The 17,020-nt window shown below is 49.5% G+C and carries 14 protein-coding genes; 11 read left to right on the plus strand and 3 right to left on the minus strand.

The window, feature by feature from the left end; genetic code table 11:
• The first annotated feature begins 28 nt into the window (after positions 1-28).
• The 5 genes from Q8K39_RS07170 to Q8K39_RS07190 all read left to right on the plus strand — a co-directional run bounded on the left by Q8K39_RS07170 (position 29) and on the right by Q8K39_RS07190 (position 7,078).
• Positions 29-949 carry a hypothetical protein gene (locus tag Q8K39_RS07170; RefSeq protein ID WP_305259021.1) on the plus strand — a complete coding sequence of 307 codons (921 nt, stop codon included), beginning with the start codon at positions 29-31 and terminating at the stop codon, positions 947-949.
• Positions 950-958: 9 nt separating this feature from the next.
• Positions 959-1,909 (plus strand): MbnP family copper-binding protein, encoded by a 951-nt coding sequence (locus Q8K39_RS07175; RefSeq protein ID WP_305259022.1) that lies wholly within the window; start codon positions 959-961, stop codon positions 1,907-1,909.
• Complete coding sequence (locus Q8K39_RS07180; protein WP_305259024.1) at positions 1,909-3,081, plus strand: methanobactin export MATE transporter MbnM; 1,173 nt, start codon at positions 1,909-1,911, stop codon at positions 3,079-3,081. Before Q8K39_RS07175 ends, Q8K39_RS07180 begins: the two co-directional genes overlap by 1 nt.
• 214 nt (positions 3,082-3,295) lie before the next feature.
• On the plus strand, positions 3,296-5,620 hold the full coding sequence (locus Q8K39_RS07185; protein WP_305259026.1) for a TonB-dependent receptor: 2,325 nt from the start codon (positions 3,296-3,298) through the stop codon (positions 5,618-5,620).
• Positions 5,621-5,692: 72 nt separating this feature from the next.
• Positions 5,693-7,078 (plus strand): PepSY domain-containing protein, encoded by a 1,386-nt coding sequence (locus tag Q8K39_RS07190; protein ID WP_305259029.1) that lies wholly within the window; start codon positions 5,693-5,695, stop codon positions 7,076-7,078.
• A 60-nt stretch (positions 7,079-7,138) separates the two neighbouring features.
• On the opposite strand, the gene Q8K39_RS07195 is transcribed toward Q8K39_RS07190, so the two are convergent.
• On the minus strand, positions 7,139-7,684 hold the full coding sequence (locus Q8K39_RS07195) for a hypothetical protein (protein WP_305259031.1): 546 nt from the start codon (positions 7,682-7,684) through the stop codon (positions 7,139-7,141).
• A 167-nt stretch (positions 7,685-7,851) separates the two neighbouring features.
• Positions 7,852-8,289 carry a universal stress protein gene (locus Q8K39_RS07200; RefSeq protein ID WP_305259033.1) on the minus strand — a complete coding sequence of 146 codons (438 nt, stop codon included), beginning with the start codon at positions 8,287-8,289 and terminating at the stop codon, positions 7,852-7,854.
• 624 nt (positions 8,290-8,913) lie between these two features.
• On the opposite strand from Q8K39_RS07200, the gene Q8K39_RS07205 reads away from it, so the two are divergent.
• The 6 genes from Q8K39_RS07205 (at position 8,914) to Q8K39_RS07230 (ending at position 16,423) form a co-directional block, all read left to right on the plus strand.
• Positions 8,914-9,546, plus strand: a complete 633-nt coding sequence (locus Q8K39_RS07205; protein WP_186952271.1) for a TetR/AcrR family transcriptional regulator — start codon at positions 8,914-8,916, stop codon at positions 9,544-9,546.
• A 137-nt stretch (positions 9,547-9,683) separates the two neighbouring features.
• Positions 9,684-10,829: an efflux RND transporter periplasmic adaptor subunit gene (locus tag Q8K39_RS07210; protein WP_305259034.1), complete on the plus strand. Its 1,146-nt coding sequence runs from the start codon at positions 9,684-9,686 to the stop codon at positions 10,827-10,829.
• Between the two features lie 2 nt (positions 10,830-10,831).
• The gene (locus Q8K39_RS07215; protein ID WP_305259035.1) at positions 10,832-14,032 is read left to right on the plus strand and encodes an efflux RND transporter permease subunit; all 3,201 of its coding nucleotides are present in this window, start codon (positions 10,832-10,834) and stop codon (positions 14,030-14,032) included.
• A gap of 40 nt (positions 14,033-14,072) precedes the next feature.
• Positions 14,073-14,723, plus strand: a complete 651-nt coding sequence (locus tag Q8K39_RS07220; RefSeq protein WP_305259037.1) for a protein-L-isoaspartate O-methyltransferase — start codon at positions 14,073-14,075, stop codon at positions 14,721-14,723.
• A 27-nt stretch (positions 14,724-14,750) separates the two neighbouring features.
• Complete coding sequence (locus tag Q8K39_RS07225) at positions 14,751-15,074, plus strand: rhodanese-like domain-containing protein (protein ID WP_110255052.1); 324 nt, start codon at positions 14,751-14,753, stop codon at positions 15,072-15,074.
• Positions 15,075-15,097: 23 nt separating this feature from the next.
• A complete protein-coding gene (locus Q8K39_RS07230) occupies positions 15,098-16,423 on the plus strand; it encodes a TolC family outer membrane protein (protein WP_186952276.1) in 1,326 nt (441 codons plus the stop codon).
• Between the two features lie 91 nt (positions 16,424-16,514).
• Here Q8K39_RS07230 and Q8K39_RS07235 read toward each other — a convergent pair whose 3' ends face one another.
• Positions 16,515-16,943, minus strand: a complete 429-nt coding sequence (locus Q8K39_RS07235) for a hypothetical protein (RefSeq protein WP_305259043.1) — start codon at positions 16,941-16,943, stop codon at positions 16,515-16,517.
• Positions 16,944-17,020: the final 77 nt, after the last annotated feature.

Raw genomic sequence — 17,020 nt, forward strand, 5'->3', positions numbered from 1 at the left:
GCGGCTCGCTTTTTTGCTAGCAATGACAATGCAAGTGATCAGCTTCTCAAACCCTGCTTCAGCCTCATGCGGCGCCAGTTTTTGCCTGGTCAATACCGACTGGGCAGTTCAGGGAGCATGGCTGGATCACGGTAATCGCTTTGATTTGCGCTATGAGCAAGTCAGGCAGGATCATTTGATGAGTGGCTCACGAAAACTTGCTGCCAATGAAGCCGATCAAAGAAACCGCGAAATAGAAACCATTAGTCGCCGCTGGCTACTCAATGTCGATCATGGCATCAATGAAAATTGGGGGATTTCAGCTTCCGTTCCGTTTATTGATCGCCGTCATTTGCACACAGAATTAGGTGCGCCAGTTACCTGGAATTTTCGCCAGATTGGTGACGCCAAAATATCCGCCCGCTACCAGACAGCCTTGCAAGACGCTGCTACTGGCGGGGCGTCTGTCTTCGGATCGAATATTGGCTTGAAACTGGCCACAGGAAAAACTGATATTGCAAATAATACCGGCACCAAAGCGGAGCGCAGTTTACAACCAGGGTCAGGAACGACAGATCTTGTCGCGAGTGCCTATTACCGCCGTGTGCTGCCTGATTTGACCAGCAGTTGGTTCATCCAGGCGAATGTGGAAGCGCCACTGAGTGAAAAAGATGGCTACAAGCCAGGCAAGAAATTTGGTGTTGATGTGGGTGTACGCACAGAATGGAATAGCAATTTTTCACCTATGCTGCAACTCAATTTCCAGAGCCGGGAGCGAGACTCTGGGCTAAATGCCGAACCCGAAAATTCGGGTGGTAACAGCCTTTCCATCAGCCCTGGCCTGGGCTACAAATTGGCCGAACAGGTTAACGTTTATGGATTTTTGCAAATTCCTCTGCGTCAACGAGTAAATGGTGAACAACTCAGCCCCAAGTGGGCTGCAACCATTGGCATTCAATCTAAATTCTAAGGACTACATATGAATACTATACAGCAGACAGCTATTTCCTTTTCCATCATCGCCTCCGCACTGGTACTCACAGCTTGTGGCGGTTCTGGAAGTTCCAATACAGCGAGCGCGCCTGTTTATCCGGCAACCATGCCGGTGAGTATTAATTTCGAATTGCTTGCTAACGGGACTGCTGTTAAATGTGGCACACCCATCAGCGGTATGGGCAGCAAAGCTACCACGGCGGATTTGAAGGATGCCCGTTTCTACGTCTCCAACGTCAATCTGATCGACACCAATGACAAACTGGTTCCGGTGACTTTGTCAGCTAACGACTGGCAAAATGATCAAGTCAGTTTGATTAGCTTTATAGATGGCACAGGTGCTGCCTGCGGTGGTACTGCACTACCCACAAATACCACATTGACTGGTACTGTGCCTGGCGCTGCATACAAAGGCATCTCTTATGAAATTGGCGTGCCGGAAGCGCTCAATCACACTGACTATGCCACTGCCGCAAAACCCATGAATGTTGCGGCCATGGCCTGGAGCTGGACTTCTGGTCGCAAGTTTCTGAAGTTGGAATTGAATCCGCAAGGTGGTGTCAACGTAGTCCGTACCAACACGACGACCAATCCTCCAACCACCACGACCAGTAATGCCGCGACCTGGAATGTTCATCTCGGTTCTGGCGGCTGTACAACTAATGCAACGACAGGCGCCTATAGCTGCACAAATGCCAATCGCATGCAGGTCAAGCTTGCTAATTTTAATTACAGTACGCAAAAAATATCGTTGGATTTGAATGCCTTGTTTGCAGGGAGTGACCTGACTAGCGATACTGCAGGCGCTGCGGGCTGCATGTCTGGTACGACTGACAGTGAATGCAAGGCCATATTTGAGGGGCTCAAGATTGACCTTCCATCTGGCAAACCAGCAACGGCTGGCGTTCAGTCGATCTTTGTTGCTCGCAACAAGTGATGTACTTGCTTAGCCGATATGGTGCCACTTGCGCAACAATCTTTGCCGCCAGCTTGCTGGTGGCAGCTTGTGGCGCTGGTGGCAGCGGCGGAGGCGGCCCCTCCGCAACACATAATCATGGTACAGCCACGACACCTGCCCTGAACGGTTTTCCTGCGCCCGTCGTATCTGCCAGTAACCCATCGACTGAAGAAAAGATTGCATTGGGAAGGCATTTGTTTTATGAGCCACGCCTTTCTGGCAACGGTACGCAGTCTTGTGCATCCTGTCATCATCAAGACAAGGCATTTACTGACGGGCGTGCACTGGCCATAGGATCAACGGGTGAAACGCATCCAAGAAATGCGCAGGGTTTGGCCAACGTCGTGTATCACGCCACACTCACCTGGGCTAACCCGGCACTGACAGAACTGGAAAGGCAAATGGAAGTGCCGATGTTTGGCGAGAACCCTGTCGAAATGGGGATCAATGACAAAAACCGGGCAGAGGTGCTGAATCGCTTCAAGCAGGATGCAAATTATGCCAATTTGTTCAAGGCAGCATTTCCAAAAGACAGTGATCCAGTCAGCTTTGCCAATATTATTGCAGCCATCTCCACTTTTGAGCGGACTTTGATTTCCAGTGATTCGAAATATGACCAATTCCTTCGCAAGGAAGCGAGTCTGAATGAATCCGAGTTGCGCGGTATGAATCTGTTCATGGGCGAAAAAGCGGAATGTTTTCATTGTCATGGCAGTTTCAATTTCAATGATCAAACCCGTTTTCAAGGGCTGGCCCAGGTCGATACGCCTTTCCACAATACTGGTTTATACAACATCGACGGTAAAGGTGGCTTCCCGTTCCCTAACCGTGGCTTGTTTGAATTTACTTCAAGGCCAGCAGACATGGGCGCTTTCCGCGCGCCAAGCTTGCGTAATGTTGCTGTGACTGGCCCTTACATGCATGACGGCTCCATCATGACCTTAAAGGAAGTGCTGGACTTCTATGCCGCAGGTGGCCGTCAGATTGCCAGTGGTATCTACGCCGGGGACGGCAGAACCAACCCCTATAAAAGCGACTTGATCACGCGCATCAATCTGACAGAACAGGAAAAAATTGATCTGATCAATTTCCTGGGAACTTTGACGGATGAGAAATTCCTGAAAAATCCCAAGTTTTCTAATCCACATTAATCATTGATTGTATTCACGGTGAGCACTACATCACGCCCGATAAAAATGGTACAGGCAGAACAAGGTGGACATGCCTTGCTATGCCTATCGTTCTGGTTACCCGATACCAGGTCGCAATGAGCAACTGGGCGTATCGGCTAGTTCTTAGATGCGGCACGCGTATTTTGTAGTGCTTACACGACCAAGACAGTTAGTTTACTTTATCAGAAACAGAATGACATCAAAATCTCAATTTTCACTCGTGCTTAAACCGATTGCCACGCTGCTTGCTAGCATGTTTTCAGTAGCAGCTTTCGCGCAAGGGGTCGCCACAGAACAGCATTTGCAAACGGTGTCTATCGATGGCGTGCGTCAACCACTGGCAGCGAATCTACCATCTACTACTGCGAGTCTGACAGCGGCAGAGCTACGTCAGCAGCAAAATATCTTTAACCCTGAAGATGTATTACGCAATATGCCCAATACCACGATACGCAAACGGTATAGCGGTGATCGCAATGCACTTATCGGTGGTCGCAGTTTTGGTACCACCCAGGCGCCACGTGGACTGGTGCTGATGGATGGCTACCTGATTTCCAATTTCCTGGGGCGATTTGATGCGCCACGCTGGAATATGATTGCGCCGGAAGAAATTGAACGGGTAGATCTTTTATACGGTCCTTACTCAGCCATTTATCCCGGCAATTCCATAGGCACGACGGTTATTGTCAGCACCAGAAAGCCAAAACAGTTTGAGGGGGCTGCGCGCCTGGCGATGCAGTCTGAAAAATTTGATGCCTACGGCTTGAGTGAAAGCTATACCAATACCCAGGCATCTGCACAAATTGCGGACAAACTGACGAATGGCCTCTGGTATCGGCTTATGCTCAATCGCCAGGATTCTACTGGTCACCCCATGCAGTATTACACGGTGAATGCGAATAATGCCGGCGTATTCTCGGCACCAACTGGAAGCAAACCTATAATTCATGTGACGGGTGTTGAATATGATGTCGCCCCCACCGGACAAAGGCGAGCGGTATTTGGTGCCAACGCTGGTGCTATCGATCACACCGTGCAAACGACGGGCAAGCTTGCTTTCGGCTATGATTTTTCTCCAAACCTGAGCGCGGAAGGCATGCTGGCCTGGTGGAAGAATGATAGTGACAACCGTAACAATAGCTTCTTGCGCGATGCCAATGGGCAAACCATTTGGTCAGGTCGCGTCAGCAATAACGGCAATGTGTTTGATATACCTGCATCTGCCTTTGCTCCTTTTCATCGCCAGGAAAGCCACGTACAGGCAGGCTTGACTGTCAAGACACGTAATCGCTCAGGCTGGAATATGTCTATGGTGGCGAGCCAATATCGCATCATTGAAGACCTGCAGCGCACTGCAAATAATCCCGAACCAGTTGCCGCAAATGGTGGTGCGGGATCATCTACTTTGCGTGACGGTACCGGATTCAGAACGCTGGAATTGCAATCTACCTATAGTCCGAAACAAGGTGACTGTACAGGTGGTGCCCATTACTTGACTTTTGGCCTGCATGCCAATGACTATCACCTCGCACAAAGCACGCAAACGCTAAGCGCTGACTGGCGCCGTGGTAGTGGCGATGAAAGCCAGTTCGTTGGTGGTGACACGCGCCTGTTTGCTGTCTATGCTCAAGACGCCTGGCGTTTCGCTCAGGACTGGAAAGCCACAATAGGCACTCGTTGGGAATCGTGGAAAGCTTACAATGGTATTCAGCGTTTTGTTCCCGGTGCTTCACAAGCTTATCCTGAACGCAGCATTACTGCCATGTCGCCCAAATTTGCAATAACTTGGGAAGCGGCAGATGATTTTACTGCACGACTTTCTGCTGGCAGAGGCACACGCTTTGCTACGGTTGCTGAGTTGTTTCAGGGCACGCAATCCGGTAGCAGTATCGTCTTGAATGATCCGAATTTGCGACCAGAAAAATCCGATGCCATTGAGCTGATGCTGGAAAAACGCTATCGCAATGCCAGCCTGCGTGTTTCCTTGTTTCAGGACAGCATACGCGATACCATCTGGAGTCAGACCAATACGGCGGTTTTCCCCAGCATCACCAATGTGCAGAATGTAGGGCTGGTGCGGACGCGTGGCATTGAACTGGCTGGCGACATTGATAATCTGCTCGTCGACGGTCTGAACCTGGATGGCAGCATGGCCTTGAATGATTCCAAGATCATTGAGAACAACAATTTTATTGCTTCGGTAGGTAAGGCCTGGGTACGCATACCCCGCATCCGTGGGGCAGTCACACTGAGTTACGCACCAAGCAATAGTTGGAGTGTGGCTGGTAGTTATCGTTACGCTGGTCGTCAGTATAATGACATGCTGAACCTGGATATCAAGCCGGATACCTACGGTGGATTGTCGCGCGTCAGGCAGCTTGATTTGCGGGTCTTGTTCAAACCTGTTAAGGGGCTGGAACTGGCAGCAGGGATAGATAATGTCATGGATTACCGAGCTTTTCAGTCTCACCCATTGCCAGGGCGAAACTTGTTTGCTGAAGTGCGCTATCAATACTAAACACCATTGCCAATATCTACCACTGGCGGGACATCTGATCCTGCCGTTATCTTAAAAAACTGGAGTGAGAAGATGAGTGATAGTGACATTCAGCACAGCAATTCAAGTGCCTTGTTGCATAGGGTCTTTTGGCGATTGCATTTCTGGTCTGGCTTGCTGACAGCACCTATCCTGCTTTTTGCCGCACTGACAGGCATACTGTATATTTTTACGCCGCAGATCGAAGCCTGGAAACATGCAGAGCTCGACAAGGTGGCGCAAATTTTGCCTGCACTGTCGCTTGATCAGCAAGTCGCGGCGGCAGCAGACTCTTTCCCTGAAAAACGGATCAAGTCCATCGTGCCAGCTTATGCAGAGGGTGAAACCACGCAGGTGATTTTTGGTGGAAAAAAAACAGTCAGCACTGATGCTGGCAAGACTACTGGACATGAAGAGCATCAGGGGCATTCTGTGCCTCAGGCTGTCAAAGTACAAAGCAATGATCATGACGCCAGCGCTGAAAACCTGATCGTCTATGTGGATCCGGGTACAGCGAAAGTACAGGGCAGCATTGCTGAATCTGGGCGTTTCCGTAACTGGGCGCGCAAACTGCATTCCAATATGCTGCAAAACGATGGTTGGCGCTGGATCATCGAACTGGGTGCCAGCTGGATGTTGATGATGATGATCACTGGAATCTATTTATGGTGGCCACGTGGCAAGGCTAGCTGGCGTAGCGTCTTGCGCTATACCGGCAGCAATAGCCGGGCTAACTGGCGTTATCTGCACAGTATTTTGAGTATCGTCCTGGGTGTGTTCACGCTGACTATTTTGCTGACTGGTTTGACCTGGTCAAAATATGCAGGCGAGAATTTCCGGGCTGTGCAAAGTGCCACTGCACAGAATACGCCAAGAGCACCGAAAGACTTGAAGTCGAACAATTCAGTTGATGGCAAAGCTGCCTTGAGCATGGAGTCGGTATATCAGCAGGCAAGGAAACAAGCGCCTGACATACAAATGCAAATGACACCACCCGCATCTGACAGTGGGGTATGGCGTATCGATAATCATGACCGCAGCCAGCCTGATAAACGCTTTCAACTGGTAATGGATAGCTATAGTGGTAAAACCCTGTTTCAGTCTGGCTGGCAGCAAATGCCGGTATTGTCACGCGCTACTGCGATAGGTATTCCATTTCATCGCGGCGAATTTGGCTGGTGGAACCAGACGCTGCTAGTCCTGATAGGATTGAGTGTTATTTTTTCTGTGGTGTCAGGCTATGTCATGTGGCTGCAACGACGCAAAACCGGATCATTGTCAGCGCCAAAACTGGAGCGCAAACATGTCCGTGCAATTCCCTGGTGGATGTGTTTGCTCATGCTGGCGTTGGGCATCGCCCTGCCAGTGTTGGGGTTTAGCCTATTGCTCTTGTTGCTGTTAGAAGCCACTTTTTGGTATGGGAAAAGAACACCTGTCTAAGACAGGGATGGCTACAGCTTGTTGCTCTGGCCTTAAATGCAGCGGGGCTGCGGGCGATAGTTACGACTTTGCCTGCAATACATGCACTTTTGCATGTCCCAAATTGTGATAGATCTTGCGCTTGCGTACGATGGGCCACCAGTCGTACAGGAATATTTGCATGGGCCGCCACATTGCTACCCAACCGCCGATGAGCAGACTTTCCTTGAGCATTCTGAGAAAGGTATTGTTTGCATATGCTGCGAGAAGATCCGCACCAAACAAGCACAGGGCCAGGAAGCCGATTCCTATCAGTAGGCTGGTGCGCCCCTCAAGCAATAGCAGGCGCAAACTGCGTTTTGCCAGCATGGATTTATAGTGGAAGTAATTGCGAATGGCCTCTGAGACCAAAGGGGACGGATCGACCGGGGGAAGTTTGTTGATATGAACAATGATGGAGAAATGACTTTCCTGCGAGAATTCGAGTGCCCAGTTTTCCAGGAAATCAACAGCATCCCTGTCAAGATCGCGATGATGGAAAGGCGTTGGATCCATAGAGTTGAACAACGCAGACAGTTCGCTGATTCTTAACTCGATTTGATGGACAGTGGCAGCTGCTTTCTTCATTCATATCCTGTTATTGTGCAAGAGTTGTGCGGCAAATAATCTCTTGACGGCTGTCGCTATTTGCCTTTTCTGCGTATCAACAAGCGGTGCCGTCACCTTTGTCAGAAGGGGATATGGCACCGCTAAATTTTTAGTGACTGTAGTGTATTTACAGGCATTCTGTGAAACTACCGGAAAACCAGCACTGGCACTGTGCTGTGTGTAATCACCTTCTGTGTTTCGCTTCCCATCAGAAGACCTTTCAATCCTCGCCTACCATGCGAGGCCATGGCAATCAAATCACAATTTTTTTCTTGTGCTTGCTTAACAATGACGTCGAAAGGATGATCGCCTGTCAGATAGGATGTTTCGCAACTAACATTGTATTCTTTTGCGATATCCTTAATTTCGTTCAGGTAATGTTGCGCGTGCAATAAGCAGTCCCTTTCGAATTGCGCCTTGGTGTCTTCCAGCATCTCAGTATGATAAGTGACGATATGAAACTCTGGAATTACATGTATGCCAGTGAGTGATGCCCCTGTTTCTTTAGCAAACAAAACGCATTTGCGTATGGCATCCCGTGATGCTTCCGATCCGTCGGTCGGAAAAAGTATATGCTTAAACATGAAAACCTCCTCAATTGAAATACGTTGAGAAACAAGTGTCATCAAAATAGGGCAATTGACTCTCTTGGTGAGCAAGGCATTCCTGGTGTCTGCATGTCAGTCTGATGACCTGGACCTGGGATGAGCAAAGTCCTTCTTTCAATATATGCCGGGATTGTTTTTTTGCAATACTCAGGGTTTGATCCAAGTCAATCCCGATATGCTTTTACTCCTTTTACTCCTTTTGCCTTTTTCGCACATGAGTTCTAGTATCAGTGGTGCGATGAAATGGGTGGCAGATCAAGTTGGCGAGCCTGTTAAGCAAGCGCATGACCTTCAGTAGCGATGGACAGTATCCGCCGCCTGTTCCAAATTTTTCCTGTTTGAACTCCCCAATTTCGCATTCTGTCGCATAGTGTTTGTGATAAGTGTTGCTGCTTGGCAGAATCTCTAAAACGTAACAAGGGAACCAGCTTATCAATACGGTACATTAACAGTTTCATTGGTATTAATGCATTTCTTGAATATTGTTTTATTGATAAAAACCATGAGGAAATGAAAGTAGCAAGAGTGTTTATCTTGACGCTGATCTGGGGGCGGACTATATTACTGACTCAAAAGTAAGTTAATTGAGTTGTTATTATTATGTTATGCCATTTTAAGCCAAAGTGGGAGCGCCGCAAGGATGCCCGTCCGCAAGAATTGCTTGCTGCTGCCCTCGATTTATTTGTGGAGCGCGGTTTCGCTGCGACCCGTCTGGATGACGTCGCGAGAGCTGCCGGCGTCTCCAAGGGAACCTTGTACCTGTATTTTTGCAGTAAGGAAGAGTTATTCAAGGCAGTGGTGAGGGAAAGTATAGTCCCCCTGATAGGCGAAGCCGAAGGTGTGATTGATCAGTTTGAAGGTAATAGTGAAGAACTGTTCCGCCTGATCATGACAACCTGGTGGGGCAGTATCGGTAATACCAAGCTATCAGGCTTGCCCAAGCTGATGATGGCGGAAGCGGGAAATTTCCCTGAGCTGGCCAAGTTTTATCAGGAAGAGGTCATCAACCGGGGTGAAAACCTGGTCATGACCATGTTGAAGCGGGGCATGGCACGCGGTGAGATACGCAGTGTGGATGTGGAGATCGACTCCAGGATACTGATTGCCCCCATGATCATGATGATGATCTGGAAGCATTCTCAAGGCGTTTGCAATATTGAACCTGAGAAGCTTGATACTTATCTTGAACACTATATCGAGCTGGCTTTACATAGCTTGTTGTTGAAAAAATAGTTTGTGCTTGTTTATAGCATGCGCTGCTTGACCCTTACCTTGTGTCAGGCTTTAAAGTCAGGGTTTCTTACGACCTGGATAGTTTATTTACCATCTTTACCCAGGCCCATGAAACCATTACTTTTTGGAAAACAAGCATGTTAAAGCGCAAGACTTTCTGGATCATTGCCGTTCTGCTGCTATTGGCGGCAGTAGTGGTGCTGATGAAGCGTAAATCTGAGGCAAGTCTCAATAAGATGCCTGTCGCTACAGACGTGCAATCCGCGCCCGCAGTGCTGGAGTTCTTACCTGCCGATATCGTAGAGGTTAGCAACACTGAAGTGAGAAAACTCCTGGCTTTGTCAGGCGCTTTGCGTGCGATCAATCAAGTTGCTGTCAAAGCCCGGGTAGCGGGTGACGTTACTGAAGTATTGGTGCGGGAAGGCGAAGCCGTGCAGGCTGGCCAAGTTTTGCTGAAAATGGATAGCAGTGATTACCTGGCCAGGCAGGAACAAGCCAAAGGTGCCTTGGCGGCAGCGCGAGGACAGCTTGATATCGCCCGCCTTGCACGCGACAACAACAAAGCATTACTGGAAAAAAGTTTTATTTCCAAAAATGCCTACGACAATACCAACAGCCAATATGCCATCGCCCTGGCCAATGTTGATAGTGCCAAAGGCGCGTTGAATGTTGCGCAAAAAGCCCTGGCAGACACCGTCATACGCGCCCCCATCTCAGGCATGATCAGCAACCGCATGGTGCAGCCCGGCGAAAAGATTTCCCCAGATAACCGTTTGCTGGATGTCGTTGATTTGCGTATGCTGGAAATGGAAGCGCCAGTACCAACACAGGATATTGCCAGCATTAAAATTGGCCAGGCTGTGCAACTAAAAATAGAAGGCGTGCCAGCGACAGTCGATGGCAAGGTAGTACGTATCAACCCGGCAACAACAGCGGGTTCACGCTCCATCATGACCTATGTGCAGGTCGCCAATCCTGATACCGTTTTACGTGCAGGCATGTTTGGTGAAGCGCAACTGGTCGTCGATAAAAAAGCTGAAGTGTTGACCGTGCCGGAGACGGCCATACAGTATGAAGGCGAACAGGCTTTCGTGTATGCGATAGAAAATAATGTCTTGCAACAAAAACCGGTCAAGCTGGGCCTGCGTGGTGAAAGCCAGGGCAAGCCTGTGGTGGAGGTGCTGTCTGGTTTGGCACCGCAAGCAAGGATAGTCAAGGCCAATCTGGGTCGCCTGCGTGCAGGTGTGTCTGTGAAGCTGATTACAACGACAGGCAAGGTGTAATCATGTGGTTCACACGTATCAGCATAGGCAATCCGGTGCTGGCGACCATGATGATGGTGGCCTTTGTGGTGCTGGGTTTGTTCTCATACAAGCGTTTGCGGGTTGACCAGTTCCCCGATATTACATTCCCGGTGGTGGTGATCCAGACTGATTATCCTGGTGCGGCACCTGAGACCATAGAGTCAGACATCACCCGCAAGGTTGAAGAAACCGTCAATACCATCAACGGTATCAGCGCTTTGACTTCACGTTCTTATGAAGGTACTTCTGTCGTTATCCTTGAATTTGACCTGACCGTTGATCCCGCACAGGCAGCGCAGGACGTGCGTGAAAAAGTCGCACTCATCAAGGCTGGCTTTCGCAAGGAAGTCAAAGAGCCAAGGGTGACGCGTTACGATCCGTCTGACAAACCCATCTTTTCGGTGTCAGTCACGAATGACGACAAGATCAAGAAACGTGATTTTCGCGAACTGACCACCATAGGTGATCAACTGGTGAAGAAGCGTCTGGAAAATGTACGTGGTGTTGGTTCGGTTACTCTGGTTGGTGGTGTCAAGCGTGAGATCAAAATTTACCTGAAACCGGGTGAAATGGAATCACTGGGTCTGGGTGTCGATCAGGTCATCAATGCCCTGCGCAATGAAAACCAGGAACTGCCTACAGGTGCCATCCGCGCACTCGATAATGAAAAAGTCGTGCAAATACAGGGACGCATCAAGAACCCGCAAGACTTTGCCCGCATCATCGTGGCCCGCCGTGGCGGCCAGCCGGTATTGCTGTCACAAGTTTCCAGCGTGGTGGATGGTCAGGAAGAGCAAGAGAGCCTGGCACTGTATAACGGTCAGCGCACCGTGGCACTGGATATTTTGAAGGCGCAGGGGCAGAACACGATTGAAGTTGCGAATGGCCTGACCGATGCACTGAAGGCGCTGGAACCTCAATTGCTGGCGCAATTCCCTGGCGTTAAAGTACAAGTCATCAAGGATGGTTCACGCCAGATACGCGTTGGTGTTGAGAATGTGCGCCGCACTCTGATCGAAGGTGCAGCACTGACTATCCTGATTGTTTTTCTGTTCCTGAACTCGTGGCGCTCTACCGTCATTACTGGCCTGACTTTACCTGTTGCATTGATAGGCACTTTCCTTTTCATGGATATGTTTGGCTTCACCATCAACATGATCACCCTGATGGCTTTGTCGCTGTGCGTGGGCTTGCTGATTGATGATGCGATTGTGGTGCGTGAAAATATCGTACGTCATGCTGGCATGAAGGTGAATGGCAAGTTCAAGGATCACCACACGGCAGCGCTGGAAGGTACGGCAGAAATAGGTCTGGCGGTATTGGCGACTACTTTCTCCATTGTTGCGGTGTTCTTGCCTGTTGGTTTCATGGGCGGGATTATCGGTCGCTTCTTCCATCAGTTTGGTATTACCGTCACCGCCGCCGTATTGATTTCCATGTTTGTGTCTTTTACGCTGGACCCTATGCTGTCATCAATCTGGCCAGACCCTGATGCACACGGTCATGTAGCAATGGATGCGAATGGCAAAGCTGTGCGCAAAGGATGGTATGCAAACAGCATAGGTCGCGTGCTGGAACAGTTTGAACGGGGCGTGCAATGGTTTTCGCGCGGCTATCAGGTGATGTTGCGCTGGTCGCTCAAACACCGCATTAAGACTTTGCTGATTGCTGCATTGACTTTTTTTCTGGGTCTGGCAATTCCGGGCACAGGCTTGATAGGTTCAGAATTTGTACCGCAGGCTGATTATTCCGAAACTGGCGTCAACTATTACACGCCAGTGGGTTCATCGCTGGAGCTGACTGAGACCAAGGTGCATCAGGTCGAGGCCGTCGTGAAGGAATTCCCTGAAGTGCTGGATACCTATAGCACAGTAAATACCGGCTCGGCACAGGGCAAGAATTATGTGACCACCTTTATACGTCTGGTGCCACGCAAGGACAGGGCCAGGACTACCAGCCAGATGTCGGTGCCGCTGCGCACCCGTCTGAGCCAGATAGCCGGTATCACGGTCACGCATATCGGAGCACTCGATGGCGTAGGTGGTGACAACAAGAATCTGCGTTTTAGTTTGCAGGGCAGTGATCTGGCTGAGCTGGCGAAATTGTCGGAGCAAGTGCAGGACAAATTGCGCGCTATCCCTGGCCTGGTGGATCTGGATTCCAGCCTGAAGGCACAAAAACCGACGATCTCGGTGCAACCGCGCCGTGATATCGCTGCGGACCTGGGTGTAGGCGTGGCTCAGATAGGTGGTGCCTTGCGGCCTTTGCTGGCAGGCGAAATTGCCACGACCTGGCGTGCGCCGGATGATGAAAATTATGATGTCACAGTGCGCCTGTCACCGAATGACAGGAATAATGCTGAAGATTTGTCGCGTCTGATGCTGAGCAGCACGCAAACCAATGCAGACGGCTCACCAAAAATGGTGCCTTTGCGCCAGGTGGCAGACATCAAGCCGTCGACAGGTGCCAACCAGATCAACCGCCGTGATCTGAACCGCGAAGTGGAATTGTCTGCCAATGTGGTGGGACGTTCTGCCGGTGAAGTCAGTGCTGAAGTCAGAAAAGTGCTGGATGGCATGCAATGGCAACCTGGCTATCGCTATAAGATGGGCGGCGCTACCAAGAACATGACGGAGTCCTTTGGTTATGCATTGTCTGCACTGGCTTTGGCAGTGATTTTCATTTATATGATTTTGGCGTCGCAGTTTGCCAGCTTCTTGCAACCGATAGCCATCATGTCAGCCTTGCCCATGACTTTGATCGGTGTTTTCCTGGCATTGTTGTTCTTCCGCTCCACGTTGAACATGTTTTCCATCATTGGTTTCATCATGTTGATGGGTTTAGTTACCAAAAATGCGATTTTGCTGGTAGATTTTGCTAATCAGGCAAGAAAAGAAGGCATGAACCGTATGGAAGCCTTGCTGGAAGCGGCCCATGTACGCTTGCGCCCCATCCTGATGACCACGCTGGCGATGGTATTTGGCATGGTGCCACTGGCATTTGCCCTCTCTGAGGGTTCTGAGCAGCGCGCACCCATGGGGCAGGCCGTGATAGGCGGGATTATCACTTCTTCATTGCTGACTTTGGTCGTTGTTCCTGTGATTTATACCTATCTTGATGATTTGGGGCTGTGGATTACGCAAAAATGGCGCGGTAATCGTCAAACAGCCCAAGCGCTTTGATAAAATGCCGTTTCCACCAATTTTGCAATCGAGTATAGAAATGAATATCGAAAAAGCACGCTTCAACATGATAGAGCAACAAATCCGCCCCTGGAATGTGTTGAACCAGGAAGTGCTGGATATGCTGATTGTGGTCAAACGCGAAGATTATTTCCCGGCAGAACAAAAAAGCCTGGCATTTTTTGATACTGAATTGCCTTTGCCGGACGGTAGCAAAGCCATGACACCCAAGCTGGAAGCCCGCATTTTGCAGGAACTGGCTGTGAAGAAGCAGGAGAGTGTTCTGCTGGTTGGTGCAGGCACAGGTTACCTGGCTGCCATGCTTGCTTATCGTGCACGTCACGTGACCGTACTTGAATCGTCCAAGGTCTTGCATGAACTGGCGACCAATAATCTGCACCGCAATCATGTCAGCAATGTTGATGTGGTTCTGGCCGATGCCTTCAGCGATAAAAATACGGGTAGCTATGATGCCATCGTCATCGCTGGTGGTCTGGAGCAATTGCCAGAACACTTTCAGCAGCAATTAAACGTCGGCGGTCGTTTGCTTGCTTTCGTAGGACAACTGCCGGCATTGACCGCGCAATTATTCACGCGTACTTCTGCAACTACAGTAAGCAAGCAAAATTTGTTTGAAACTGTGGTGGAGGCCGCAGCAGGTGCCAAGCCAGTTTCGCATTTCAGCCTGTAATCCTGAAAAGAAAACAGAGGACATGGCATGGAAAATATTACTGCAACAGAATTGGCGCAATGGTTAAACGATAGTAGTAAAAAAGCCCCGGTTTTACTCGATGTACGGGAACCTTGGGAGTATGAAACTTGTCATATCCCCGGTGTGCAATTGATGCCCATGCAGACAGTGCCAGTTCGCTTTCACGAACTGGAACCGGACGACGTGATTGTCTGTATTTGCCATCACGGCGGGCGCAGTATGCAGGTAGCAAATTTTTTAGAGCGTCAGGGCTATACCCAAACAATTAATCTGACTGGTGGTGTGCATGCATGGGCACAACAAGTCGATACGGGTATGCCCACTTATTAATTTACTTTTTTTCGGAGCCTTACATGCGTAATCCTATTCTTGCCACACTGCTGGCCTCTGCTTTCTTGACGATGAATGCAAATGCAACTGATTTGCTGCAAATATACAAGGATGCTTTGGCAAATGATGCGCAGTATGCAAGTGCCCGCGCCAGCCTGACCGCAGGTCAGGAAAAACCTGTGCAAGGCCGCGCAGCATTATTGCCAGGTATCGCTCTGAGAGGCAGTGGCACAAAATCAAATACAGAAGTGGAAAGTGATCAGATTGCTGGCTCCCGCACTCTCAAAGGCGTCGGCAATACCTGGACGCTGGCCTTGTCCCAACCCTTGTTCAACTGGGGAAACTGGCAGCAATATGAACAGAGTAAATTATCTTTGCTGGTCAGTGATGCGCAGTTTGCACAAGCCAGACAGGATTTAATCGTTCGTGTTGCCCAAGCCTATTTTGACGTATTGGCAGCACAAGATACGCTGGAAACTTTGCGTGCGCAAAAGAGTGCTATTTCTGAGCAACTGGCCTCTGCCAAACGCAATTTCGAAGTGGGCACATCCACCATCACCGACACGCACGAAGCGCAGGCACGTTATGACCTGGTGACGGCACAAGAATTTGCTGGTCAAAGTGATTTACAAGTCAAGCGAGCAGCCTTGCAGCAAATCATCGCCAAAGAAGCTGGTGAACTGGCTCCGTTACGTGCAGGCGTGAAATTGAATGCACCCCAACCAGCCCTGATTGATGACTGGGTATCGTCGGCAGAAAAACAAAACTTTGGTGTGGTTGCTTCTCAAGTAGCAGTAGAAATTGCCAAACGCGAGATACAAAAAAGCCGTGCCGGGCATTTTCCAACTGTTGATCTGGTTGCCAGCACTGGCCGGTCCTCTAATGCGGGTGCAGGCAATCCGGCTGGCACAGGTGTTTCCAGGCCAACAACCATAGGCTTGCAATGGAATGTCCCGATTTTCTCTGGCTTTTCTGTTGATAGCCGCGTCAGAGAATCGATAGCACTCGAAGACAAGGCACGCAGTGATTATGAAAATGCCCGTCGTACTGCTGCACAGGGTGCGCGTCAGGCATTCGTAGGCGTGAATTCTGGCCTTGCGCAAGTGAAAGCTTATGAAGCCGCCGAAATTTCCAGCCAGTCGGCATTGGAATCAAACAAGCTTGGTTACCAGGTTGGTGTGCGTATCAACATCGATGTCCTTAATGCACAGCAACAGTTGTATACCACTCGCCAGACCCTGGCGAAGGCACGTTATGACACTATCCTGAATGGCCTGCGTCTGAAGTCAGCGTCTGGTAATTTGAAAGAAGAAGACCTGGCCGAGGTGAATTCTTTATTGCAACACTAAGAATTTGCTACTTGCAAATAAAAAGCTCGCATAATGCGAGCTTTTTATTTTGTGTGCGGCTTGCTTTCAGCAGGATGAAACGCCGATATTCCTAAAGCAGATAAAGACCTATACTCAACGCCATCAGCATGGCGATTAACACTACAGCACCAATCTTGTGTTGTAGGTGATCTGTTTTTTCAAAGGCAGACCATAGCCCATTCACTGCCAATCGATGACGTTTGAACACCAGATGGACACAGTAAGCATTTGCCAGTATCGCCAGTAAGCCAAAGCCGACTTTGATGTGCAAGAGCATGCCTGGCTGTGCCTGATGCCACAGCATGCCACCAGTAATCAAAACCAGCATGAATGCCGGGATTTCAATGAAGAGATCAACCCGTTTGTGTAAGTTGCTGAGTAAGAGTTCCTGGGTGCGTCCCTGTCCCAGCAAGGCGCGTTCAAACAAGGCTTCTGTCAAGACGCAACCCAGCCACAGACCAACAAACACCAGATGCAAAGCTAATAAGATAGATTTCATTTTATGATCAGGAAATGGACATGACGCCAGATCTAAAGTGATGGAGGTTGAAACGCATAGCGAAACAAATATACTTT

It is taken from the genome of Undibacterium sp., from assembly GCF_030683615.1.
Lineage (GTDB): Bacteria > Pseudomonadota > Gammaproteobacteria > Burkholderiales > Burkholderiaceae_D > Undibacterium > Undibacterium umbellatum.

Coding starts and splice junctions, on each gene's coding strand:
- Q8K39_RS07185 (WP_305259026.1), top strand. CDS start 3,296: ATGACATCAAAATCTCAATTTTCACTCGTGCTTAAACCGATTGCCACG.
- Q8K39_RS07200 (WP_305259033.1), bottom strand. CDS start 8,289: ATGTTTAAGCATATACTTTTTCCGACCGACGGATCGGAAGCATCACGG.
- Q8K39_RS07210 (WP_305259034.1), top strand. CDS start 9,684: ATGTTAAAGCGCAAGACTTTCTGGATCATTGCCGTTCTGCTGCTATTG.
- Q8K39_RS07180 (WP_305259024.1), top strand. CDS start 1,909: ATGTACTTGCTTAGCCGATATGGTGCCACTTGCGCAACAATCTTTGCC.
- Q8K39_RS07170 (WP_305259021.1), top strand. CDS start 29: ATGCAAGTGATCAGCTTCTCAAACCCTGCTTCAGCCTCATGCGGCGCC.
- Q8K39_RS07175 (WP_305259022.1), top strand. CDS start 959: ATGAATACTATACAGCAGACAGCTATTTCCTTTTCCATCATCGCCTCC.
- Q8K39_RS07190 (WP_305259029.1), top strand. CDS start 5,693: ATGAGTGATAGTGACATTCAGCACAGCAATTCAAGTGCCTTGTTGCAT.
- Q8K39_RS07235 (WP_305259043.1), bottom strand. CDS start 16,943: ATGAAATCTATCTTATTAGCTTTGCATCTGGTGTTTGTTGGTCTGTGG.
- Q8K39_RS07205 (WP_186952271.1), top strand. CDS start 8,914: ATGTTATGCCATTTTAAGCCAAAGTGGGAGCGCCGCAAGGATGCCCGT.
- Q8K39_RS07195 (WP_305259031.1), bottom strand. CDS start 7,684: ATGAAGAAAGCAGCTGCCACTGTCCATCAAATCGAGTTAAGAATCAGC.
- Q8K39_RS07230 (WP_186952276.1), top strand. CDS start 15,098: ATGCGTAATCCTATTCTTGCCACACTGCTGGCCTCTGCTTTCTTGACG.
- Q8K39_RS07215 (WP_305259035.1), top strand. CDS start 10,832: ATGTGGTTCACACGTATCAGCATAGGCAATCCGGTGCTGGCGACCATG.
- Q8K39_RS07225 (WP_110255052.1), top strand. CDS start 14,751: ATGGAAAATATTACTGCAACAGAATTGGCGCAATGGTTAAACGATAGT.
- Q8K39_RS07220 (WP_305259037.1), top strand. CDS start 14,073: ATGAATATCGAAAAAGCACGCTTCAACATGATAGAGCAACAAATCCGC.